This window comes from Nonomuraea sp. NPDC051298 (genome assembly GCF_055586305.1).
Genome location: NZ_JBVJIM010000001.1, coordinates 141380 through 163813, shown reverse-complemented (window position 1 = coordinate 163813; position 22434 = coordinate 141380). Strand labels below are relative to the sequence as shown.

The window sequence follows — 22434 nt, the reverse complement described above, 5'->3', positions numbered from 1 at the left end:
GAGAACTCTAGCGAATCCTGGCTGAGTCCCCAAACTCAATTACGCCCGCCCAGGTCACGCGCGTATGCCCGCCCGGGTGCGCGGTCCCTCGGTCTCCAGGCGGTAGTCCTGTCCGGAGATCGCCCGGTTGTCCTCGACGACCCGTTCGGAGGGCGCCCGCTCGCCGCCCATGATCGCTCGCTGCGCCCGCTCGAACCGCTCGTGCGCCTCCCGCACGTACCCCGTCCCCAGGGTCGTGACGTCGGTCTGGGCGGCCAGCAGGTCGCGAATGTAGGACGTGTTCGGCTCGAACGTCACCGGCGGCGGCAGCGCGGGCGCGAGCACCTGGTCGGGGTCGCGTCCGTCGAACCGCTTGAACAGCTCGGCGGCCACCCTCAGGTGCTCCAGCTCCATGGCGAGGTGCAGCTCCCAGAGGCCCTTCACCCCGGGGTCCGGCTCGGTCTCCATGAACGAGTGGTACAGGTAGCACTCGTTGTACTCGTGGTTGAGCAGCATCTCCCACCAGCTCTCGCACGGATCCATCAGCGACTCGTAGTGCGTGACGTGCGCCTCCTCGACCAGGGCGATCTCCTGGTAGAACCGGCGCGCGACGGGCTCCATGAAGGTGGGGCCGAGGTTCATGGCGTAGGTCATGATCTGCTGCTCGACCGCCGTGATGGTCAGCGCGTGCAGCCGTGAGAGCGGTTCTGTGACGCCGCGGTCGTAGGGGAGGCGGACGTTGTCCGCCGGGTCGCGGTGCTGGAGGTAGGTGGGGCGGCCGGGGATGACCTCGGTGAGGTGGTCGACGATCTTCTCGGCCCCGCGGTGCTCGGTCAGCTCGTACAGGTTGGCGACGCGGTAGAGGTGGTCGACGTGCTCTAGCAAGCCGAACTCGTACGCCTGCTTCAGGTGGGGCGCGGGCTCCGTGCGGGCCACCCAGGCGGTCAGGTCGACGGCGGTCTGCTCGTGGGCGATGGTGATCTCCAGCGCCGAGGCCGCGCCGGGCAGCAGCCAGCCGACCGCCTTCTGCTGCTGGGCCTCGACGGCGCGCACCTGGGCCAGGTGCTGCTTGATCTCCAGGTCGGGGCAGTGGCGGGCGAGCTGGTGACTGAACTGCACGGCCTCCGACTCGATCCCGTTCATGACGATGATCCGGCATCGCGTGTACGGGTCGGCGTGGTCGGGGTCGATCGGCGTGACGTTCAGCTCCCGCCAGCCGCGTAGCTGCTCGTCCAGCGGGATTCCCCGCTCCAGGAGTGGGTCGAAGGCCATGTCGCTGCGCGTACCCGTGGCCCGGCCGGGCAACCTCCGCGTTCGGTGCGTGAAGGGCCCGCGTTCGGTAAGAGCGCGCGTACGGGACCGCCGCGGGGGTAGGGCGCTCACGTGGCAGAACATGATGTCATCGAGCTGCTCATGGCCCAGCACGGCCGGATCAGGGACCTGTTCGACGAAGTGGAGCAGGCGGCTCCCGACAAGGTCGAAGAGGCGTTCGAACGGCTGACGCGCGCGTTGTGCGTGCACGAGACCGCCGAGGAGGAGATCGTCCACCCCTACGCGCGCAGGAAGCTCGACAACGGCGACGACGTGGTGGCCGACCGCCTGACCGAGGAGAACAAGGCCAAGCGCATGCTCCTCGGCCTGCACAGGGCCGGCGTGGACCATCCGGGCTTCTGGGAGGGCCTGGCCGAGCTGCGTACGGCGGTCACCGCGCACGCCCGCAGCGAGGAGCGCTACGAGTTCGCCAAGCTGCGCGCCCACACCTCCACGGCCGAGCGGCGGGCCATGGCGGCGGCGGTGCGGGCGGCCGAGTCGCTGGCCCCGACGCGCCCGCACCCGGGTACGGAGTCGGTGGCCATGAACGTGCTCGTGGGCACGCCCATCGCGCTCATGGACCGGGCCCGCGACCTGATCAGGACCGCGCTGGGCAAAGGCTGACCCCTCACGCCGACACCCGATCCGCGATCGCCGACCCTTCGACCGCCGCCGAAACGTCGCCGCACTACCGTCGGAGACATGGAGTACATCGTCCGCGACGCCGACATCGCGCCCGTCGCCGCGCTGATCGCCGACCCCACGCGGGCCGCGATCCTCACCGCGCTGCTCGGCGGGCGGGCCCTGGCGGCGGGAGAGCTGGCCAGGATGGCCGGGGTGAGCGCGCCCACCGCGAGCGCCCACCTGGCCAGGCTGCTGGACGGTCGGCTCGTGGACGTCGTGAGCCAGGGCCGTCACCGCTACTACCGCCTGGCCGGTCACGAGGTGGCCGAGGTGCTGGAGGTGCTGGCCAGGGTGAGCGCGCGCCCGCCCGTGCGTTCCCTGCGCCAGTCGCGGCAGGCCAGGCTCCTGGAGGAGGCGCGTACCTGCTACGACCACCTGGCCGGGCGGGCCGGGGTGGGGCTGCTCGACCGGCTCAGGGAGGGCGGCTACCTCGACGGCCACGATCTGACCGGTGCGGGGGAGCGGCTGCTGTCGGGCCTGGGCGTGGACGTCGCGGGCGTACGGAGGTCGCGGCGGCGCTTCGCCCCCGAATGCCTCGACTGGACCGAGCGCAGGCCGCATCTCGGCGGGGCGCTCGGGGCGGCGATCACGGAGGTGCTGTTCGAGCGCGGATGGTACCGGCGGGGGAACGTGCCCAGGGCGGTCGTCCTGACCGAGGAGGGGAGGGAGGGGCTGGCGGCCCTCTTCTCCGGTAAGGGGCTAACATCGGTTACGCCGGTTACCTGAGCGAGAGAGACGCACCATGCGCGACAACGGAGTCGTGAACGTCGGCCCAGAGCCGCTGACCTTCGACGACGTGATCAGGGTGGCCCGTCACGGGGCCCCCGTCCAGCTCACCGACGACGCCGTCGCCGCCATCTCGGCGGCCCGTCAGCGGGTGGACGAACTGGCCGAGAGCCCCGTGCCCGCGTACGGCATCTCGACGGGGTTCGGCGCGCTGGCCACCCGGCACATCGACCCGGCGCTGCGCGCCCAGCTCCAGCGCTCGCTGGTGCGCTCGCACGCGGCCGGCAGCGGCCCCGAGGTGGAGACCGAGGTGGTGCGCGCGCTCATGCTGCTGCGCCTGCACACCCTGGCCACCGGCCACACCGGCATCAGGCCGACCACCGCCAAGACCCTCGCCGCGCTGATCAGCTCCGGCCTCACCCCGATCGTCTACGAGTACGGCAGCCTCGGCTGCTCCGGCGACCTGGCGCCGCTGGCCCACGTGGCGCTCACCCTCATGGGCGAAGGCGTCGTACGAGACGCCTCGGGCACGGTGCGCCCGGCCGCCGAGGCGCTCAAGCAGGCCAGGATCGATCCCGTCGAGCTGGCCGCGAAAGAGGGCCTGGCCCTGATCAACGGCACCGACGGCATGCTCGGCATGCTCATCCTGGCCATCCACGACCTGACCAGGCTCGTCAGGACCGCCGACGTGAGCGCCGCGATGAGCGTGGAGGCGCTGCTGGGCACCGACCGCGTGTTCGCCCCCGAGCTGCAGGCGCTGCGGCCGCATCCGGGCCAGGCGCGGTCGGCCGCCAACATGACCAAGGTCCTGCGCGATTCCGGCATCATGGCCAGCCACCGCGACCCCACGGCCTGCACCCGCGTCCAGGACGCCTACTCCCTGCGCTGCGCCCCCCAGGTGGCCGGGGCCGTCCGCGACACGATCGCGCACGCGGCCACCGTGGCGGGGTGGGAGCTGGCCAGCGCCGTCGACAACCCGGCGGTGCTGGACGACGGCCGGGTGGAGTCCAACGGCAACTTCCACGGCGCGCCCCTCGCGTACGTGCTGGACTTCCTCGCCGTCGTGGCCGCCGACCTGGCCTCGATGTCCGAACGCCGTACGGACCGGTTCCTGGACGTGGCCCGCAACCACGGCCTGCCCGCGTTCCTGGCCGACGATCCCGGCGTCGACTCCGGCCACATGATCGCCCAGTACACCCAGGCGGCCATCGTCTCCGAGCTGAAGCGGCTGGCCGTGCCCGCGAGCGTCGACTCCATCCCCAGCTCGGCGATGCAGGAGGACCACGTCTCGATGGGCTGGTCGGCGGCGCGCAAGCTGCGCAGGTCCGTCGACGGGCTGACCCGGGTGCTGGCCGTCGAGGTGCTCACCGCCGCCCGCGCGCTCGACCTGCGGGCCCCGCTGGAGCCCGCGCCCGCGACGGCCGCCGTGGTCAGGGCGCTGCGCGAGACCGTGCCCGCGCCGGGCCCCGACCGTTACCTGGCCCCGGAGATCGACTCCGCCGTCCGGCTGGTGGCCGAGGGCGGCGTGGTGGCGGCGGCGGAGTCGGTCACCGGGCCGCTGGCCTGACCGCCCGGTCCTGGGTCAGGAAGGTCGGCGGGCGGGCAGGGCGACGATGAGGTCCACCTCCAGGCGCAGCCCCGGCATGAACAGCTTCGACACCTCCACGGTCGTGCTGGCCGGGGGTGTGCCGGTGATGTACTTGCGGCGCACCTCCCGGTACTCGAACCGGTCCTCCATGTCCGTCAGGTACGTCCTGATGAAGGCCACGTCCTCGAACGTCGCCCCCTGGTCGGCGAGGATGCGCGAGATGACCTGGAAGACGTGCTCGGCCTGGACGGTCATGGAGTCGCCGACCACCTCGCCCCGCTCGTCGAAGGCGGCCTGGCCGGAGACGTAGAGCATGTCGCCGACGCGGACGGCGTGCGAGTAGGCGCCGTTCGTGGCGGGGATCGCCGGGAGGTTGAGCGGCACGGCCCGAGGTCCGGCCCCGCCGCCGACCGGCGCGGCGACGTGCCCGGTGATCGCCGTCACGTCGCGCCCGCCCAGCCCGGCCGCCTTCGCCTCCTGCAGCCTGGCCCTGGCGGCGGTGGCCATCGAGGCGCCCGTCCACGCGCCCAGCTCCAGGTCCTTGGCGGCGTGGGCGAGCGAGTACCGGGTCCCCTGCCCGGGCGTCCGCAGCCGTTCGGCCAGCGGGCCCAGCGGGGTGTCCGTGAGCGCGCCGGCCAGGGCGTCGCGGTCCACGCCGTGCGCCTCCGCGTACGCGTACGTCTCCGCCAGCAGCACCTGGGCGGGCACGAGCGCGCTCATGACGGCGATCTTCATGGCCGCGCCGGAGCCGAGCGGCCCGAGTTCGCGTACCCGTCCGAACGCCGACAGCACCGCGCGGCACCCCGTCACGTCGCCCCCGGCCAGCACGGTCAGCGTGCCGTCGGCGGCCGGGCCCACGCTGCCCAGCACGGGCGCGTCCACCAGCGCCACCGAGGGCGGCAGCAGCGCGCGCAGCTCGCGCACCGCCTCCGGCCCGATCGTGGACATCTCCACCACCGTCGCCCCCGGCCGCAGCCCCGGCAGCGCCGCCGTCAGCACCTCGCGCACCGCCGCGGGGTCGCTGAGCATGGTGATGACCAGCTCGGCGCCCTCCACCGCGGTCGCGACCGGCACGCCGTCGGCCCGCCGCCACGTCGTCACCTCGTGCCCGGCCGCCACGAGCCGCCGGGCCATGGGGACGCCCATGCGTCCCTGTCCCAGAAATGCAATCGGATTCATGCGCGCCAGTGAAGCGTACAGTGAGGTATTCCACCACCGACTAGATTGCATACCAGCCATGCTTGACGCGAATGCCTTGGACACCGGCGCGCTGCGGCTCTTCGACGAGGTCGCCCGCGGCGGCTCGTTCACCGCCGCCGCCGAGCTGCTCGGCTACACCCAGTCGGCGGTCTCCCGCCGCGTCGCCGCGCTCGAACGCGCCGCGGGCGGGCCGCTGTTCGAGCGCCTGGCCCGCGGCGTACGCCTGACGCCCGCGGGGGCGGCGCTGCACCGGCACGCCGTCGCCGTCCTCGACCGGCTCGAACGCGCGGGCGAGGAGCTGGCCGCCATCCACGGCGGGCGGGGCGGGACGTTGCGCGTGGGCTCGTTCGCCACGGCGAACGTCGACCTGGTGCCGGGGGCGCTCAAGCGGTTCGCGGGCCGCCGTCCGGGGGTGGAGCTGCGGCTGACCGAGGGGCTCAGCGGCCACCTGGTCGAGCGGCTGCGCGCCGGGGCCCTCGACGTGGCCGTGATCAGCGACTATCCGGCGGGGCTGCCCGACGAGGGCGCGCGTACGGTGCCGCTGCGTGACGACCGGCTGTTCGTGGCCCTGCCCGCCGGGCACCGGCTGGCCGCCGAACCCGGCGTGGACCTGCGCGACCTGGCCGGGGAGACCTGGATCGAGGCCGCCCCGCGCGGCCAGCCGACCCTGCTGGTACGGGCGTGCGCGGCGGCCGGGTTCACCCCGCGCAGCGGGCTACGCGTGGCCGAATGGTCGGGAAAGTTTGGATTCGTCGCCGCAGGGCTCGGGGTGACGCTGGTGCCGGAGCTGGCGGCGCGCGCCGTACCGGGCGACGTGGTGCTCAAACCCCTCAGGGGCACGGCCCCCGCACGCAAGGTGTACGCGGCTCTGCCCGAGACGCCACTGCCCGCCGCGCTGGAGCTGGTCGAGATGCTGGGACAATGGGAGACGTGTACGACGGTTTCGCCCATTTAAACGGCGTTCTCGCCACCGGGTTGCGTGACGTGACCTCCGACCTGGCCGCGCTCGACGGCGAGGGCTGGTGGGCCGTCGTCGTCGACTACGAGGGCAAGGTCACGTGCGCCCGGTTCGACCGGGTGCGCCGCGCGCCCCTGCCCGCTCCCACGGCCCCGTGGCGCGGCCCCCGCCCCGACCAGTGGCACAGCAGCCTCGACCGGGCCGCGTACGAGCGGGGCGTGCGCGCCATCCGCGACCACATCGAGCGCGGAGAGGTCTACCAGGCCAACCTCTGCCGGATCCTGACCGCGCCCGTGCCGTCCGACGCCGACCCGCTCGCCCTGGCGGCCAGGCTGGCCGAGGGCAACCCGGCGCCCTACGCGGGCGTGATCCGCGTCCCCGGCCTGAGCGTGGTGACGGCCTCGCCCGAGCTGTTCCTGTCGCGTGACGGCGACGCCGTGGAGTGCCGGCCGATCAAGGGCACCGGCGCGACCGCGGACGACCTGCTGGAGAAGGACTACGCGGAGAACGTCATGATCGTCGATCTCGTGCGCAACGACCTCGGCCGGGTCGCGGAGGTCGGCACGGTCGAGGTGCCGTCGTTGTGCCGGGTCGAGGAGCACCCGGGGCTGGTCCACCTCGTCTCCACCGTCCGTGCCCGGCTCGCGCCGGGGGCGGGCTGGCCGGAGCTGTTCGCGGCCACTTTCCCGCCCGGATCTGTCACGGGCGCGCCCAAGTCGTCCGCACTGCGGATCATCGATGAGCTCGAACCAGCTCCCCGGGGCCCGTACTGTGGAGCGGTGGGCTGGGTCGACGCCGACCGAGGCAGGGCGGCGCTGGCCGTAGGCATCAGAACGTTCTGGATCTCGGCACCGGCTCACGGCGACGGCGAGATCCGGTTCGGCACGGGCGCGGGCATCACCTGGGGCAGCGACCCCGAGGGCGAGTGGCTCGAGACCGAACTCAAAGCAGCCAGGCTGATCGCGCTGGCATCCACAGGAGGAGTCTGAATGAACATCCCTGTCTGGGTCAATGGGGAGCTGCTCGACCCCGCGCAGGCCACTGTCTCGGTGTTCGACCACGGGCTGATGGTCGGCGACGGCGTGTTCGAGACCATCAAGATCGTGAACGGGAAGTCGTTCGCGCTCACCCGGCACCTTGACCGGCTCACGCTCTCCGCCCAGCGCATGGACCTGCCCGAGCCCGACGTCGAGGCCATCGCCGACGGCATCGCCGGGCTCCTGGCCGCCGCCCCCGCCTGGGAGCTGGGCCGCATCCGCGTCACCTACACCAGCGGCCCAGGCCCGCTCGGCTCCGACCGCGGCGACCAGGGCACCACGTCCGTCGTCATCGTGGACGAGCAGAAGCCCTTCCCCGGCACCGCCAACGTCGCCGTCGTCCCCTGGCCCCGCAACGAGCGCGGCGCCCTGTCGGGCGTCAAGAGCACCTCCTACGGCGACAACGCCAAGGCCCTCCTGCACGCCAAGAGGCGCGGCGGCGGCGAGGCCATCTTCGGCAACCTCGCCGGCAACCTGTGCGAGGGCACCGGCTCCAACATCTTCATCGTCCGCGACGGCCGCCTGCTCACCCCCACCCTGGAGGCGGGCTGCCTGGCCGGCGTCACCCGGGCGCTGGTGCTCGAATGGTGCGGCGGCGAGGAGGTCGACGTGCCCCTCCAGGCCCTGTACGAGGCCGAGGAGGCGTTCCTCACCTCCACCACCCGCGACATCCAGCCGATCGGCGTGGTCGACGACACCGAGCTGCCCGTCGCCCCCGGCCCGATCACCGCCAAGGCCATGCGGGTCTTCGCCGAGCGTGCCGCCGCCGACCTCAACCCGTGAGCGACGCGTTCGCTCAGGCCGCCGAACCGGCGGGAGGGCAGCTCCGCCGCCCTCCCGCCAGGCGTACTTGATTCACTGGGCATTTTCCGGGTTCGACGGTGAGTTGGGGGAAAAGCGGGGTTTTACGCTGCTCGCGCGGAATCACCCGAATCTACGGAATGGGAAACGGGAGAGATCGGTGATCGGCGCGGGCCGCCTCGACGCGCCTTTCCCGCTTTCCCGGAGGAGTGTGCGGACGAGCCGCTCACTCGCCTTTCCCGATGCTCTTGTGGTTGTTGTTTCTGTTGTGGTTCGCCGAGTATTTCGTGCTTCATCCGGGAATGGAACGCGCTGCCGTCCCGGTCAGTAGGACTTCTGGGTCTGGACGTTGAAGTCGTCCATCTCGACCTGCTTGGCCGGGTCCGTGAGCGGGTCGTTGATCTGCAGGACGTCCAGGCCCCGGGTCATGTCGCTGGAGTAGATGTAGCCGTTGTAGTAGTACGCCGACCAGGAACCGGCGATGCCGCCGCCCCCGTACGGGCCGCGTTCGAAGAAGCCGATCTCCTTGGGGGCGGCCGAGTCGGTGAAGTCCCAGATGGACACGCCGCCCTGGTACCACGACTGGACCATGACGTCCTTGCCCGGCACCGGGATCAGGGAGCCGTTGTGGGCCACGCAGTTCTCGTCCGGCTGCTGCTCCCGGGGGATCTTGAAGTAGCCGCGCCGTTCCAGCTTGCCGTCGATCAGGTCGTAGACGGCGTTCGCGCCCTTGGTGCCCGGGGTGTTGCGGTCGCAGGTGGCCTGGCCGCCGCCGCCCAGCTCGTCGCTGAAGACGACCTTCGTCCCGTCGTTGTTGAACGTCGCGGAGTGCCAGATCTGGAAGTTCTCGGTGTCGGTGAGCTGCTGGACCACCTTGGGCGCGACCGGGTCGGAGATGTCGAGCAGCACGCCGTCGCCGAAGCAGGCGGCCGCGGCCAGGTTCTTCTCGGGGTAGGCGGTGATGTCGTGGCAGCCGGAGGAGTATTCGGAGCTCTCGCGTTCCGGGAAAATGTTCGGCTTCGCCACGATCTTGGCGGACTCCGGGGAGTCCATGGGGATCTCCACGACCTGGATCAGCTCGTGCGGCGGCGCGCAGGTCGGCGAGTCCGGCTCCGGGCCCGGCGAGGAGACGTAGACGTAGAGGGTCTCCCCGGCGGGGACCATCGTGTGGGTGTGCGAGCCGCAGTCGGTCTGCACGGCGCCGACGTACCTGGGGCTCGCCTTGTCGCTCACGTCGAAGATCCGCAGGCCCTCCCACACCCGGCCGTCGGGGGAGTCGCACTCCGCGCCGCCGCGCGGCTCGTCGATCGACAGGACCAGGAGGTCGCCGTAGACGGTCACGTCGTTCTGCTGCGCGGGGCAGGACACCTGGCTGACGATCCGAGGGGCGGCCGGGTCGCTGATGTCGTAGATCCCGAAGCCGCCGAAGTTGCCCACATAGGCGTAGTCGCCCTGGAAGGCCAGGTCGGTGCCGAGGTCGCCGGCGCCGTCGAACGGGGCGGTGAGCGGTACGTTGGCGACGTGCTTGACGTTCGAACTCGTCGTCACGTCACCCGTGGTGATCGTGCCGCCGGGTGCGCCGGTCTCCTGCGGGGAGGCTGCGGGAGTCTGCTCGCCGATGGCCGGTGGCTCCGCGGCGCAGGCGGACGCCAGCAGCAGCACCGAACACAGCAACGCTCCGCGCAACTTGGCAGAGATCAACGCGCATCCCCTTTGTCTCGTAGCCCACTATGGAAGCTATGTCAGCAGGTTATGGGTCGCGTACGGCAATCATCACAGTTATGGCGACATTTGCGCTTGTTGGCTGTTCCCAACAACCCGTCGCGCCCGAGGGGTCGTCCCCGGTCGGTACGGGTGCGCCGGTCATCGTACCGGGCGGTCCGGGCGAGCCCGCCCGTACGGCGACGCCCGGGGAACGGGTCGGGCAGACTCCCGGCTCCGCGGTGGCCGCGGACGTCCGGTTCGCCGAACGCATGATTCCGCACCATCGGCAGGCCCTGGAGATGACGTCCCTGGTGGAGGCCCGTACGACCACCTCGGCCGTCCGCGCCTTAGCCCGCCAGATCGCCGCCGCGCAGACCCCGGAGGTCAAGGCCATGACCGCGTGGCTGGAAGGGCTGGGACGCCAGGTCCCGGACGGGCACGCCCATGAGGGGGCGGCGGCGTACGGGATGGCCACGCAGGAGGAGCTGAACGCGCTGCGCGCGGCGCGAGGGGGTGCCTTCGACCGCCTGTTCCTGCAGCTCATGACCAGGCACCACGAAGGGGCGGTGAAGATGGCGGGGGAGGAGCTGACCGGTGGACGCGATCACCGCATGCGGCTGCTGGCCAAGGACGTGTCCTCGGGGCAGAGCATCGAGATCGCCCGCATGCGCGAGGTGCTGGAGTCGCTCCCGTCCTGACCCTTGCGTCCAGGATCCCTGAGTCTCCCGTCACCAGGTTCTTCTCAATCCCACCGCCGGTGCGCGCCCGCTGCCACCGGCCCACCTGCCCCGCGCGCGCACCGAGCCCGGTGCCGTCGGCGGTCGCGTCCGCCGACCCGGTGTTACGGGCGATCCTGTCCCGCGCGTCCGCCGAGCCCGGTGTAACCGCCGGGTGCGACTGGCGACGTCCCGGCACCGGTGCGGTGCGCTTCGGGGGCAGGAGGCGCGTTCGCGCCCGGCGTCAGGCCGGGGTGGTGCCTCGGGCGCCGGGCGGGTGCGCTTGTGGCGAACGGGAGGCTCCGGGGGCGGAACCTCCCCTTGCATGATCACGTCCGGCTCTCCTTCGGGAGATCGCCGGACGGCTGCTGCGCGGGTGGGCCGCTAGGACGGCCAGAGCATGTTGGTCAGCTCGGCGTCGAGGTCCATGTAGTCGGTCTCGCGTCCCGCCGGCACCTTCTCGTACGTGCGGTGCAGGAACTCGGTGAGCGGGGCCAGCGGCACCTCGAAGAGCGCCTGCCCGAACGGCGACGTGAGACTGATGTGCAGGGTGCGCTCGCCGTCGGCGCGTGCGGGCCAGACCTGCACGTCGCCGTCGCCGACCCGGCGCACGATGCCGACGGTCAGCAACTCGCGGGCGAAGATCCACTCGACCGGCTCGTCGTTCCCTACGTGGAAGGCCATGCGGATGGCGTACGGGTCGTCGGCTGTGTAACTCAGTCCGGCGAGCAGGGGGACGGTTGTACGGTCGGGGACCACAAGCCGAAGGCCAAGCTCGGCGGAGACGGTGGTGCTGTTCATCGTCAGCCAAACCTTTTCGTCGTAGGTCCCCTCTTCGGGGCTTTCACTGCTCTGACGGACTTCGTCCTGAGCTATGACGCGGAACGAAGAAACCTGTAGGAAAGATTCCGCTCCTACGGCCTTCTGTAACGCACATCACAGCCGGACATTTAGGCATCTAGCAGGCTAAACGGCATCAATCGGGTCCTATTTGCAAGGGTTTTGCGTGCTGTGGAGCCTGCCCCGGACACGCCGTCCATGAACGTTTCTCGTCAAAAGATCGTGGCCGATGCCTTCCGGGACACGACGATGGTATGCCACGCGCCCGCCGTGCCGGTGGGCAACCGCCGCGTTTCACCCGAATCCCTCTAGCCGGGCCGCCCGGGGGGTCGGAGCGGCTAATGGTTTCGCCGTAGGTGCCGGAGTGCGGTATGGTTTTCCCCGTCGGAGCCGCAAGGGCCGACAGGGCGGGCGATTAGCTCAGCGGGAGAGCGCTTCGTTCACACCGAAGAGGTCACTGGTTCGATCCCAGTATCGCCCACCAGCAGGTCAGAGGCCGCTTCTCCAGACATGGAGGGCGGCCTTTCGATCTTTGTACGCCGTGACGCGGGTGATGCCCCGGGCGCGCGTCACGTCGGGCTCGGACGATCTGAGCGGGGCCGAGTTCGGGTTCGGGGCCGCGTTCGGGTTCGGGTGAATGTGAAGTGGTGTGGTGTGACGTCGTGCCCGCGTCCGGGCGAGGTGCGGCTGAGGGAGGTTCGCGGGTGAGCCGCTGACGGCCGCCTGAGCGGCGCGGCGTGGGCGGGCGGGCGTCGGGGTCGCCGCGCTGCTCGTCCTCGGTGAAAACCGGTCCTGGATCCGCATGCGCTCCCGCCTACCCGCCTGACAGGCGCTGATACCTCTCGGGCCGGTTCCGGATTTCACCACGACCGCCCACCACCCTCCGGCCGATCACCCAACGCCCTGTCCGCCGTGCCGCCTTCCCGGGATCGTGCCGCCCTCCCGGGACCGTGCAGCCTTCTTGGGATCGCCTGTCTTCCTGGGGCCGCGCCGGACTCCGGGGGCCGCGCCGGACTCCAGGGTCGTGTCCGATTTCGGGACCGTGTCCGATTTCGGGACCGTGTCGGCCTCCCGGGACCGTGTCGGCCTCCCTGGACCGCGCCTGCTTCCGGGGGCCGCGCCTGCTTATCCCCGGGACCGTGTCGGCCTCCCGGGACCGCGTCGGCCTCCCGGGCGTGTCGGGCTTTGGGGCGGCGCATGCTTGCCGGGACCGCGTCGGACTTCGGGGCCGCGTCGGATTTCGGGGTGGAGCTGGAGACGGCGCGGGAACGGTGGTCGCGCCGGGAAAGAGGCAGCGCCGGATGAACCGGATGAAGGCGTGCCGGATGAAGTTGTGCCAGTTCGGGGGAGGGTGCTGGGTGAGGGTGGTGCCGGTTCGGGGGAGGGGCCTGTTCGGAGGTAGTGCGCGTCAGGGGGCGCGCGTCCGGAGAACGTACCGCGTCCGGTGGCAGTGCGCGTTCAGGGGTGGTGCGGGAAGGGGGAGTTCGGATGGAGGTCATCGGCGCGGGGTTCGGCCGTACGGGGACGAGGTCTCTGCAGGTCGCGCTCGAACTGCTGGGCTTCGGGCCCTGCTACCACATGGCGTCGGTCATGGAGGAGCCGTACCGGGTCAGGCAGTGGCTCGAGATCGCCGAGGGACGCTCGCGCGACTGGGACACGCTGTTCGCCGGGTTCCGGTCGGCGGTCGACTGGCCCACCTCCGCGTACTGGCGGGAGCTGGCCGCCCACTATCCCGAGGCCAAGGTCGTCCTCACCGTCCGCGACCCCGCCCACTGGTACGACAGCATCAGCCAGACCATCTTCCGCAGCGCGCTGGAGGGGCGGGGGCGGTTGCCGGTGCGCCGACGGGTGATCCGGCGGCTGGTGGAGTGGCGGGCCCCCGACTACGCCCTCTACCCGCGCATGGCCAAGGCCGCCTTCATCGACCCGATCTTCGACGGCCGCATCGACGAGCGCGACCACCTCATCGAGGTCTTCGAACGGCACTCCGCCGAGGTGCGGGCGGCCCTCCCGGCCGAGCGGCTGCTGGTGATCGAGCCAGGGGACGGGTGGGAGCCGCTGTGCGCGTTCCTGGGGGTGCCGGTGCCCGAGGTGGCGTACCCGAGGCTCAACGATCGGGCGGCCTTCCACCACAGTCGCTCGCGCAACATGTCACGCCTGATCCTGCGCGGGCACTGAATTCTGCGCGGGCAGTGATTCCCGCGTGGGCATCGGGGGAGGGCTCACGGGTCGGTCGCCGAGGTGCGGTCCTGGGCGGGCGGTGCGGTCGTCCAGCCTTCCCTTCTGGCGAGCCTGCGGGCCGTTCTGACCAGGGCCGTGGCGGCGGGAGACGGATTGCGTCCCCAGGACAGGCGCAGTTCGACGGGCGGCAGGCGGTCGGTGAGTGGCAGGCAGGAGATCCCGCCGGGGAGCCGTCCCTCCAGCGAACGCGGCAGCAGCATGTAGCCGCTGTCGCTCAGGCTGAGGTTGAGGTTGCGCAGGCCCGGCAGCGGGTTCTCCCAGATGTCGAACTCCTCGCCCGTGCCGCGCAGCCCGGCCAGCACCTCGTCGTGATAGAGCGGCGCGAACCGGCGGGGGAAGAAGCGCAGCGTCTCGCCCCGGAACTCGCGCAGGCTCACCCGTTCCCGTCCGGCCAGCCGATGCCCGGCGCCCACGACCACCACGAACTCCTCCCGGCGCAGCACCGCCGACAACCACGTCGGGGGCACGGCCAGGTGCCTGCCCAGCAGCACGTCCAGCTCGCCGTCCGTGGCGGCGGTGATCAGCTCGGCGTCCCACGCCTCGCGCGCCTCCACCCGGATCCCGGGGTGCCGGGCCCGCATCGCCGCGAACAGCTTGGGCATCTCGTCGAACGCGGCCGTCACCGTGTACCCGACCCGTACCGCGCCGTGGTCGACCCCGGCCGCGCGGCGGGTGCGCTCGACGGCCTGCTCGGCGCCCGCCAGCACGTCGCGCGCCTCCTCCACGAACACCCGTCCCGCCTCCGTGAGCCGCGTGGGGCGCCGGTGGAACAGGTCCACGCCCAGCTCCCGCTCCAGGTCGCGGATCTGCCTGCTGAGCGGAGGCTGGGTCATGTGCAGGCGCTCGGCGGCGGCCTCGAAGCTGCCCGCCTCGGCCACCGCGATCACGTAACGCATCAGGCGCAGATCAACTGGCATACGTGAAAGGTATGTCGGGCGCGGCCGTTCAGGAGAGGGTCCATTCGCCTTTCTGGGCGGCTACCCCGGCATTGAGGGCGAACTGGAACTTGATGGGCGTCGCGGCCTGCGGGACCTCGAACACGAGCACGCCCTTGCGGGAGTCGCCGCCGTTGATCGTCGCCGTCCCGCCGAAGCTCTGGCCCTCGCGTACCTGGTAGAGGCTGGGACTGTACTGCTGGTTCTGGCCGTCGATGAGCCGGGCGCCGAACATGGGGGCCTCGTCGTAGACGGCCTGGCCCACGTTGGCGAGCGTCACCTCCACGGCGACGAACTTGTCGCCCGTCTTCGGCTTGAGGAAGTCGGAGGCCGGGGTGGCGGGGTTGATCAGGCGGTTCACGGTCACGTTCAGCTTCAGGCCGGGATCGAGGCCCTGGAGGGCGAGCGAGCCGCCGACCGTGGCGGTGGATTGGGGCTGCCCGCCCGTGCCCTGGGGTTGTCCGGAGGCAGGCTGCCCGGCGGCAGGCTCTCCGGACGTGGGCTGCCCGGCCGGGGGTTGCCCTGCGGCGGTCGAGACCGTCGGCTGTCCGGCCTGAGGCTGTCCGGCCTGGGGTTGTCCGGCCTGAGGCTGTCCGGCCTGGGGTTGTCCGGCCTGGGGTTGTCCGGCCTGGGGTTGTCCGGCCTGGGGTTGTCCGGCCGGGGGCTGGAGGCCGGTGTCCGGGAGCGGTTGCGTGGCCGGGTCCGTACCGAGCGGGCCGGACAGCGGCTCCCTGGAGGGCATGACCATGTTCGGCGAGCCGTTCCCGTTGTCACCGGTTTCCGTCAGGACCATCACCACGGCGGCGCCACCGCCCAGGAGCAGCAGCGGCACGCCGACGGCCAGCAACGCGATCAGGGCGCGGTTGTCGCGGGACGACGGCGGGGCCACGGGCGGCTGGGGACCGTGACCGTACGGGTCGTGCGGCGGTGACGGCTGGGGCGGATATCCCATGCGTGACTCCTGATAGGGGACGGGAGAATGGAGACGTTCCAGCCGCGCCTCCGGTTGACCTTGCTCCTGTCCGGGATCTCGTCCGGCTTCTTGACCTCGGCAGGAACGCTTCACATTCCCGCCCGGTATGTGACCGGTCCGAACCGGACCTGGCCTCGCCGGCGTCCCGCGGGACAGCATCCCCGTATGACGAATCTCTCGTGGTCGCCCACGCGGCGGCAGGTGGTGGTGGCGGGCGGGCTCGGCGCGCTGGTGCCGGGCGCGGCAGGCGTGGCGGGCCCGGCCGCCGCCGCGGAGACCACCGTGGACAACGACGACCTGATCACCCGTACGGTGCCGGGAACGAAGGAGCGCCTGCCCGCGATCGGGCTCGGCACGTTCATGACCTTCGACACCCTCACCGACCGGGCACGTGTCCAGGAGGTGGTCAGGCGGTACTGGCAGGCGGGCGGCAGGGTGTTCGACTGCTCCCCCCTGTACGGCAGGTCGGAGGTGAACCTGGGCGAGGTCGCGGACGACCTGCGCATCGGCAGCCGCATGTTCCTGGCGGGGAAGGTCTGGTCGACCGGTGACCACCTCTGGGACGACAGCCACGCGGCCGACAGCCTGCGGCGTACGGTCCAGCGCATGTCCCTCGACCGGCCGGTGGATCTGATGCAGTGCCACAGCCTGGTCAACGTGGACGTGATCGTCCCCCTGCTGCACGCCTGGAAGAAGGAGGGCCGGATCCGCCACCTCGGCGTGACCCATCACGAGCCCGCCTACTTCCCGCTGGTGGAGAGCTGGGTGCGGCGGGGTGAGCTGGACTTCGTGCAGGTGCACTACTCGATCCACACCCGCGCGGCCGACGAGCGGCTCATCCGCGCCGCGGCGGACAACGGCACGGCGGTGCTGGTCAACATGCCGCTGGAGAAGGGCCGCCTGCACCACGTCGTACGGGGACACAAGCTGCCCGGCTTCGCCACCGAACTCGGCATCGGCACCTGGTCGGAGTACTTCCTCAAGTGGGTGATCTCCAACCCGGCCGTCACCTGCGCCCTCCCGGCCACCTCCGACCCCGCCCACGTGGCCGAGAACGTCCAGGCCATGCGCGGCACCCTCCCCGACGCCGCGACCCGCGACCTCATGGCCCGCCACATGGAGACCATCGAGGGCTTCGACGCCATCGCCACGATGCCGTGGTACCCGGGCAAGCGCTACGCGGGCGACGTCTCGCGCGCGCAGGCCGCGATGCGCGAGCGCAGCCCCTGGTGGCCCTCCTGACCGCCTTCTGAGCGCTGCCCTGACGGCCCCTCCGACCGCCGTCCCAGGGCGGCCCTGCTGACCGCCGCCCGAGGGCGGCCGTCCCGCCGCGGGCCGGGGTCCGAGTGCCCGGGGCGGGACAGGGGGGCGGGGTGGCACCGGTCTCACCCCGCCCCCTAAGGTGCGAGGAATGAACGGACGTGGAGTTCTTGTCACCGGCGCGTCGCGCGGGATCGGGCGGGCGGTCGCGGCGGCGTTCGCCGCCCAGGGAGACCGGGTCGCCATCCATCACCGCGACTCGGCCAAGGACGCCGAGAGCCTGCTCGGCGACCTCCCCGGGCAGGGGCACGCCGTCGTGCGGGCCGACCTGGCCGACCCCGAGGAGGTCAGGCTCATGGTCGACGCGGCGGCCGAGGCGCTGGGCGGGCGGATCGACGTCCTGGTCAACAACGCCGGGGTGTTCCTGCACCACCCCATCTCCGAGACGTCCTACGAGGAGTGGCAGGACGCCTGGCGGCGCTCGCTGGGTGTCAACCTGGTGGGCGCGGCCAACGTCACCTGGTGCGCGCTGCGGCACATGCCCGCGGGGGGCCGCGTACTCAACGTCTCCTCCCGTGGCGCATTCCGTGGCGAGCCCGACAGCCCCGCCTACGGGGCCAGCAAGGCCGGACTGAACGCGCTGGGCCAGTCGCTGGCCATCGCCCTGGCCCCGAAGGGCATCGCGGTGGCCACCGTGGCGCCGGGCTTCGTCGCGACCGACATGACGAACGAGCACCTCAAGGCCCCGCGCGGCGACGCGATCCGGGCGCAGAGCCCGTTCGGGCGGGTGGCGCGGGCGGAGGAGATCGCCGCGGCCGTCCTGTACCTGGCCTCGCCGGCCGCCGAATGGGCCAGCGGCGCCGTGCTCGACCTCAACGGCGCCTCCTACCTGCGCTGACCCCGCGACCTCACCGGCGCCTCCTACCTGCGCTGACCCCGTGACCGCCCGCGGATTCTCGACGTCCCGATCAGGCGGGCAGGCGACGCTCCAGCAGCAGCGCGCCCCGGCCCGCCAGCAACGTCCGGCACCACTCGCGCAGGTCCGCCGGCTTGGGGCCGCCGACCTCGCCCGCGTCGAGCAGGTCGGCCCAGTCGAGCAGCGACTCGGCGAGCATGAGCGGCACCCCGCGCCGCTCGTGCACCTCGGCCGCCGCCTCGAAGTGCTCGGCCGCCCGCCCAGGCTCGCCCATGGCCACGCACAGGTGGGCCAGGTAGTGGTGGCCGCAGTGGTGGGCCACCGTGCCGTGCCCGAACGTCTCGCCGTCGGCGGCCAGCGAGTCGTACAGGCGACCGGCCAGCTCGGCCCGGCCCAGGCGGGCCGCGGCCACGGCGAGGTTGTCGAGCGCGGGACGGTGCGCCATGTTGCGCGGGGGCGCGGCGCCCCCGTAGGCGAGGATGCGGTCGAGCAGCGCGGGGGCCTCCTCGTCGGCCAGCTCGCACAGGTAGCGCAGCACCGCGTGCACCGGGTCGACCCGCGGCGCCCGCGCGGCGCGGCGCAGCCGTTCGCGCAGCTCCCACAGCCGCCCCTGGAGCCGCCGGATCTCGGCGATCTGCTCGGAGTAGATGGCCACGGCCTCCAGGCGGCGGCCGATCTCCGAGCCCAGCCGCAGCGCCGCCTCGGCCTCGGCCTCGGCCTGCGCCAGGTCGCCCTGCATGAGGGTCAGGCCGGCTTTGGAGTAGCCGATCAGCCAGGTCAGGTGCGGCTGTGCCAGCCGCCGCGCCAGCTCGTCGGCCCGGTCGAGCAGCATCGCCGCCTTGGCGGCGTCGCCGCTGTCGAGGACGGGGGGAGTGCGCTGCACGTACGCGTGGAACAGCGCCAGGTCGTCGCCCGTCTGCCGGGCGGCCTCCAGCATCTCGTCGCCGTCGCGGTGGCGCTGGTGCAACGGGTCGGCCGGGATGATGGTCAGGCTGCGCATGCCCAGGACACCGGCCAGCGTGCGCGGGTCGCCGGCCTTCCTGGCCAGCGCCACCGCCTCGTCGCTCAGCGCGAAGCGCCGCTCGCCGTCGGGCGCCCAGATCAGCTCGGAGGCGAGCTGGGCGGCCAGCAGCGCCCTGGTGCTGACGTCGGTCGAGTCGACCACCTTGCGGGCCTCGGTGAGCAGCGTGATGCGTTCGAGGTCGGGCGCGGCCGAGACGCTGGAGCCGTGGTCGCCGCCGAGGGCCGCGGTGACGATCAGGTCGTGGCGTCCGCACTCCTTGGCCAGGTCGGCCGCGTCGAGCAGGGTGCGCCTGGCCTCGGGGTGCCCGGCCAGCCACATCGCCCTGCCGCACTCCACCAGCAGCTCCGCGCGCCGTTCCAGGGTCGCGCCGGGGAAGTCCGCCAGCAGGCCGAGCGCCCGCTGGTACCAGGTGACCGCCTCGCGGTGGGCCAGCCCGGCCAGCGCGTGCTGGGCCGCGTGCACGGCCGCGTCGGCCGCCGCGCTCACCCGGGCCGGGTCGCGGCCGTGCTCGGCGGCGGCCAGCAGGTGGGCGGCCACCACGTACGGGCGCGACCGCATCGCGTGCGGGTCGGCCTGGCACAGGGCGTCGGCCACCCGCCCGTGCAGCAGCGCGGTCCGCGGGGCCGAGAACGTGCTGCGGAGGGCGTTCCTGGTCAGCTCGTGGGAGAACTGGCAGGACCCGTTGGCGAGCATGGTCACCAGACCGGTGCCCATGGCCTCCTCCACCGCGGCCACGAACCGGGGCTCGTCGAGCCCGAGGCCGCGCCGCAGCTCGGCCGACTCCATGCGCTCGCCCACGGCCAGCAGGCTGACCAGGTCTCTGGCGTCGGGGTGGAGCTGTGCGAGCCGGGCCATGACCATCCGGGTGACGGAGTCGGGGACGGCCAGCGCGTCGAGGTCCTTGCCCGCGGCCAGCTCTCTGATCACCTCGGTGATGAGGAACGCGTTGCCGCCGGTGATCCGGTGCAGCACCTCGGGGTCGCCGCTCGACCGCGCGTGCGCCAGCGCGCGGGAGACCTCGTCCGGCCCGAACGAGGGCACGGGGACGACCCGCGCCCCGGCGGTGAGCTTGTGCAGCTCGGGCATGGCCGACTCGACCGGCACCGGCCGCGACATGGCCAGCACCAGCAACGGCAGCGCGTCGGCGTCCCACATGAGCGCGCCGAGCATCTGCAGCGACTCCAGCGTGGCCCACTGCAGGTCGTCGATGACCAGCAGCACGGGCCGTACGGTGGCCAGCCGCTCGATCAGCGTGCGGGCCGCGGCCATCAGGTGGTAGCGCTCGGAGACGGGCTCGGTGGCCGGGGGCACCTCCAGCGACAGCGGGGGCGCGGCCAGCGACGGCGCCAGGCGTACGAGCTGGCCGCACTGCTGGTCGATCCCGGCCCGCAGGAGCAGCGCGGGCGAGGTGCGGGCCAGCCGCTCGACGGCGCCGGCGATCGGCTCGTACGCCTTGCGCGCCGGATCCGTGCACCGCCCCGCCAGCACCGTGAACTGCCGCTTGAGCGCCCGCCTGGCCACCTCGGAGGCCAGCCGGGTCTTGCCCACCCCCGGCTCGCCCTCCAGGATCACCAGCCCGCTGCCGAACTCGGCCGCCGCCAGCTCCCCGTCGAGCGCGCGCAGCTCCTCCTCCCGGCCCACGAACGTCGGCGCGTGCCCGTCGTCCAGCCACGGCGCGAGCCCGCCGCCGAGGTGGTGGGCGGCGCTCTGCCAGTGCAGCTCGTACGTGTGCAGCGGCTCGCGCAACCCCTTGCCCGGCAGCCGCCCGAGGTCCTTGAACTCGTGCCGGCTGCGCCCCTGCGCGAGCCGCCGCACCAGGTCGGTGCAGAGCACCTGCCCGCCCTCGGCCACCGCGACCAGCCGCGCCGCCTCCACGGTCGGCAGGCCGCTCACGTCGTCGTGGCCCCAGCACACGTCGCCGGCGGCGAGCGCGGACCGGATGGAGATCTTCTCCATGGCCCGCTCGTTCTCGTCGGCCACCGCCTGCTGCACCGCGATGATGGCGTCGAGCCCGGCGGTGGCCGAGTCGAACACGGCCATCAGCCCGTCGCCCAGGCTCTTGGTGAACGAGGACCCGCTGGCCGTCACCACCGAGTGCAGGAGCTGGTAGAGGCGGCGGAAGACGACGTTGGCGCGCTCCTCGCCGAGCCTGATCCGCAGGGCGGTCGAGCTCACCACGTCGGTGAACAGGATGGTCGCCGTGGTGAGCGTGCCCGGTTGATGGGGGGGTTGCTGCGGGGCGGTCACTGGCGCGGCCCTTTCCGCCCCTGCGCGGGCGCTCGTAGCGTGTCGCGTACGGTCCTGCGGATCTCGCGCGTCCTCACCGCTGTCCTCGACTGCTTGATCCGCCAGGCGCGGGCCAGCTCCTCGGGGATCCTGAACGCCGCCTGCCCGTCGGAGTGGCGGTCGATCAGGGCGACCACGATGTGCCGCCCGGCCCTGCGCATGAGCCAGCGAACCACACCGTCCACCGGCCCCGCCAGCCACGAGTGCCGGTGGGCCGTGCGGGCCGCCGCGAAGATCGCGGTGAACCACCAGGCCGGCCTGGGCACGCCGAGCAGCTCGGGCACCCGGTCGGCCCCGTACGCGGCGTCGCGGAAGACCCAGTGCACCAGGCTGCGCGGCAGCTTGCGCCAGCCCAGGTGCATGAACTCCTCCATCTCCGCCAGCAGCCTGGCCATGAGGCGGCGGCCCTCGTCGCTGGACTCGTACAGGCGGCCCAGGCGCTCGCTGACCGGCCGCACGTCGGCCAGCGTCAGGGGGCCGTCGCGGCAGGCGTCCACGCCCATGAGGTGGCCGAAGACGCTCCACGTGTACAGGTGGGCGGTCCGCTGCTCCTCGGTCAGCACCACGCCCATGGTCTCCATGGCCTCCCAGGTGACCACGGAGAAGTCGAAGATCGTGGCCAGCAGCAGCTCCTGGTTGACCGGCGGCCCGTGCCGGCCGGTGTCCCACCTGTCGGCGTAGCGCTCGTGCACCAGGGCGCGTACGCACGAGTGCAGGATGCGCAGCCCGATCGCCGTGGTGTGCCCGGGACCGCCGGGCCGCAGGCTGTCGGTGGCCTTCAGCCCCATCACGTCGACCAGCATCTGCCCGGTCTCGGCCACCCGGCGGGTGAGGCTGTGCGTGGCCAGGTTGGAGACGCCGGCCAGCACCTTGGCGCTGGACACCTCGACGTACGCCATCGGCAGGCACTTGCAGAACAGCGCGGCCGACTGGTAGAGCCCGTAGTCGGCGAACACGGCCTGGCCCCTGGCCAGCAGCTCCTTGTCGTCGCCCCAGTCGGGCAGCTCTTTCGCGAAGTCGATCGCGTCGAAGATCTCCGAGGCCGGTGGCCTGCCCGAGGGCGCCCGCGCCTCCCGCTTGGCCTCCCCCAGCTCCGCGATCACGGCTTTCACCAGGTCGAGCGGGCCCTTCCCGTCGGGCTGGGCCTGGACGTACTCGGCCACCACCTTGTCGACGTCGGGATCGGCCTGCTGCCGCAACTGCCGGAACCGCTCCTCCGGCCAGCGCTCGTCATGATCGTTCATCTACCCCGTCA

At 72.3% G+C, this 22434-nt stretch carries 18 protein-coding genes and 1 tRNA gene; 11 read left to right on the top strand and 8 right to left on the bottom strand.

Features of this window, described 5'->3' with window-relative positions; genetic code table 11:
- Positions 1-54: 54 nt before the first annotated feature.
- Positions 55-1251 carry a hypothetical protein gene (locus ACZ6S0_RS00700; protein ID WP_465912466.1) on the bottom strand — a complete coding sequence of 399 codons (1197 nt, stop codon included), beginning with the start codon at positions 1249-1251 and terminating at the stop codon, positions 55-57.
- 111 nt (positions 1252-1362) lie between these two features.
- Between ACZ6S0_RS00700 and ACZ6S0_RS00695 the strand changes: the two genes are divergently transcribed.
- From ACZ6S0_RS00695 to hutH, 3 genes are all read left to right on the top strand, one after another.
- Entirely contained in the window at positions 1363-1914 is a 552-nt protein-coding gene (locus ACZ6S0_RS00695) for a hemerythrin domain-containing protein (protein WP_465912464.1), read from the top strand.
- Positions 1915-1992: 78 nt separating this feature from the next.
- The gene (locus ACZ6S0_RS00690) at positions 1993-2700 is read left to right on the top strand and encodes an ArsR/SmtB family transcription factor (protein ID WP_465912462.1); all 708 of its coding nucleotides are present in this window, start codon (positions 1993-1995) and stop codon (positions 2698-2700) included.
- Between the two features lie 16 nt (positions 2701-2716).
- Positions 2717-4267 (top strand): histidine ammonia-lyase, encoded by a 1551-nt coding sequence (gene hutH / locus ACZ6S0_RS00685; RefSeq protein ID WP_465912460.1) that lies wholly within the window; start codon positions 2717-2719, stop codon positions 4265-4267.
- 15 nt (positions 4268-4282) lie between these two features.
- Here hutH and ACZ6S0_RS00680 read toward each other — a convergent pair whose 3' ends face one another.
- The gene (locus tag ACZ6S0_RS00680) at positions 4283-5467 is read right to left on the bottom strand and encodes a Rid family hydrolase (protein ID WP_465912458.1); all 1185 of its coding nucleotides are present in this window, start codon (positions 5465-5467) and stop codon (positions 4283-4285) included.
- Positions 5468-5525: 58 nt separating this feature from the next.
- Between ACZ6S0_RS00680 and ACZ6S0_RS00675 the strand changes: the two genes are divergently transcribed.
- From ACZ6S0_RS00675 to ACZ6S0_RS00665, 3 genes are read left to right on the top strand one after another with little or no spacing between them, the layout of a single operon-like run.
- On the top strand, positions 5526-6443 hold the full coding sequence (locus ACZ6S0_RS00675) for a LysR family transcriptional regulator (RefSeq protein WP_465912456.1): 918 nt from the start codon (positions 5526-5528) through the stop codon (positions 6441-6443).
- Positions 6410-7435 (top strand): chorismate-binding protein, encoded by a 1026-nt coding sequence (locus ACZ6S0_RS00670; protein WP_465912454.1) that lies wholly within the window; start codon positions 6410-6412, stop codon positions 7433-7435. The genes ACZ6S0_RS00675 and ACZ6S0_RS00670 overlap by 34 nt, the downstream gene beginning before the upstream one ends.
- On the top strand, positions 7436-8266 hold the full coding sequence (locus tag ACZ6S0_RS00665) for an aminotransferase class IV (RefSeq protein ID WP_465912452.1): 831 nt from the start codon (positions 7436-7438) through the stop codon (positions 8264-8266). It begins immediately after the preceding gene.
- A gap of 342 nt (positions 8267-8608) precedes the next feature.
- Here ACZ6S0_RS00665 and ACZ6S0_RS00660 read toward each other — a convergent pair whose 3' ends face one another.
- On the bottom strand, positions 8609-9985 hold the full coding sequence (locus ACZ6S0_RS00660) for an LVIVD repeat-containing protein (protein ID WP_465912450.1): 1377 nt from the start codon (positions 9983-9985) through the stop codon (positions 8609-8611).
- A gap of 80 nt (positions 9986-10065) precedes the next feature.
- Between ACZ6S0_RS00660 and ACZ6S0_RS00655 the strand changes: the two genes are divergently transcribed.
- Complete coding sequence (locus ACZ6S0_RS00655; protein WP_465912448.1) at positions 10066-10686, top strand: DUF305 domain-containing protein; 621 nt, start codon at positions 10066-10068, stop codon at positions 10684-10686.
- Between the two features lie 402 nt (positions 10687-11088).
- Here the strand turns inward: ACZ6S0_RS00655 and ACZ6S0_RS00650 are convergent, their stop codons facing one another.
- Positions 11089-11505: an SsgA family sporulation/cell division regulator gene (locus ACZ6S0_RS00650; RefSeq protein WP_103958541.1), complete on the bottom strand. Its 417-nt coding sequence runs from the start codon at positions 11503-11505 to the stop codon at positions 11089-11091.
- A gap of 448 nt (positions 11506-11953) precedes the next feature.
- Here ACZ6S0_RS00650 and ACZ6S0_RS00645 point away from each other — a divergent pair.
- A tRNA-Val gene (locus ACZ6S0_RS00645) sits at positions 11954-12028 on the top strand.
- Positions 12029-13032: 1004 nt separating this feature from the next.
- Entirely contained in the window at positions 13033-13722 is a 690-nt protein-coding gene (locus ACZ6S0_RS00640; RefSeq protein WP_465912445.1) for a sulfotransferase family protein, read from the top strand.
- Between the two features lie 44 nt (positions 13723-13766).
- Here ACZ6S0_RS00640 and ACZ6S0_RS00635 read toward each other — a convergent pair whose 3' ends face one another.
- Both ACZ6S0_RS00635 and ACZ6S0_RS00630 read right to left on the bottom strand, forming a co-directional pair.
- The gene (locus ACZ6S0_RS00635; protein WP_465912443.1) at positions 13767-14702 is read right to left on the bottom strand and encodes a LysR family transcriptional regulator; all 936 of its coding nucleotides are present in this window, start codon (positions 14700-14702) and stop codon (positions 13767-13769) included.
- 28 nt (positions 14703-14730) lie between these two features.
- Entirely contained in the window at positions 14731-15672 is a 942-nt protein-coding gene (locus ACZ6S0_RS00630) for a DUF4352 domain-containing protein (RefSeq protein ID WP_465912440.1), read from the bottom strand.
- A gap of 186 nt (positions 15673-15858) precedes the next feature.
- Between ACZ6S0_RS00630 and ACZ6S0_RS00625 the strand changes: the two genes are divergently transcribed.
- Both ACZ6S0_RS00625 and ACZ6S0_RS00620 read left to right on the top strand, forming a co-directional pair.
- Positions 15859-16935, top strand: coding sequence for an aldo/keto reductase (locus ACZ6S0_RS00625; protein ID WP_465912438.1), 1077 nt, complete (start codon positions 15859-15861; stop codon positions 16933-16935).
- A 169-nt stretch (positions 16936-17104) separates the two neighbouring features.
- Positions 17105-17851, top strand: coding sequence for an SDR family NAD(P)-dependent oxidoreductase (locus ACZ6S0_RS00620; RefSeq protein WP_465912436.1), 747 nt, complete (start codon positions 17105-17107; stop codon positions 17849-17851).
- 70 nt (positions 17852-17921) lie between these two features.
- Here the strand turns inward: ACZ6S0_RS00620 and ACZ6S0_RS00615 are convergent, their stop codons facing one another.
- Positions 17922-21140 carry an ATP-binding protein gene (locus ACZ6S0_RS00615; protein WP_465912435.1) on the bottom strand — a complete coding sequence of 1073 codons (3219 nt, stop codon included), beginning with the start codon at positions 21138-21140 and terminating at the stop codon, positions 17922-17924.
- Complete coding sequence (locus tag ACZ6S0_RS00610; RefSeq protein WP_465912433.1) at positions 21137-22423, bottom strand: oxygenase MpaB family protein; 1287 nt, start codon at positions 22421-22423, stop codon at positions 21137-21139. Before ACZ6S0_RS00610 ends, ACZ6S0_RS00615 begins: the two co-directional genes overlap by 4 nt.
- Positions 22424-22434: the final 11 nt, after the last annotated feature.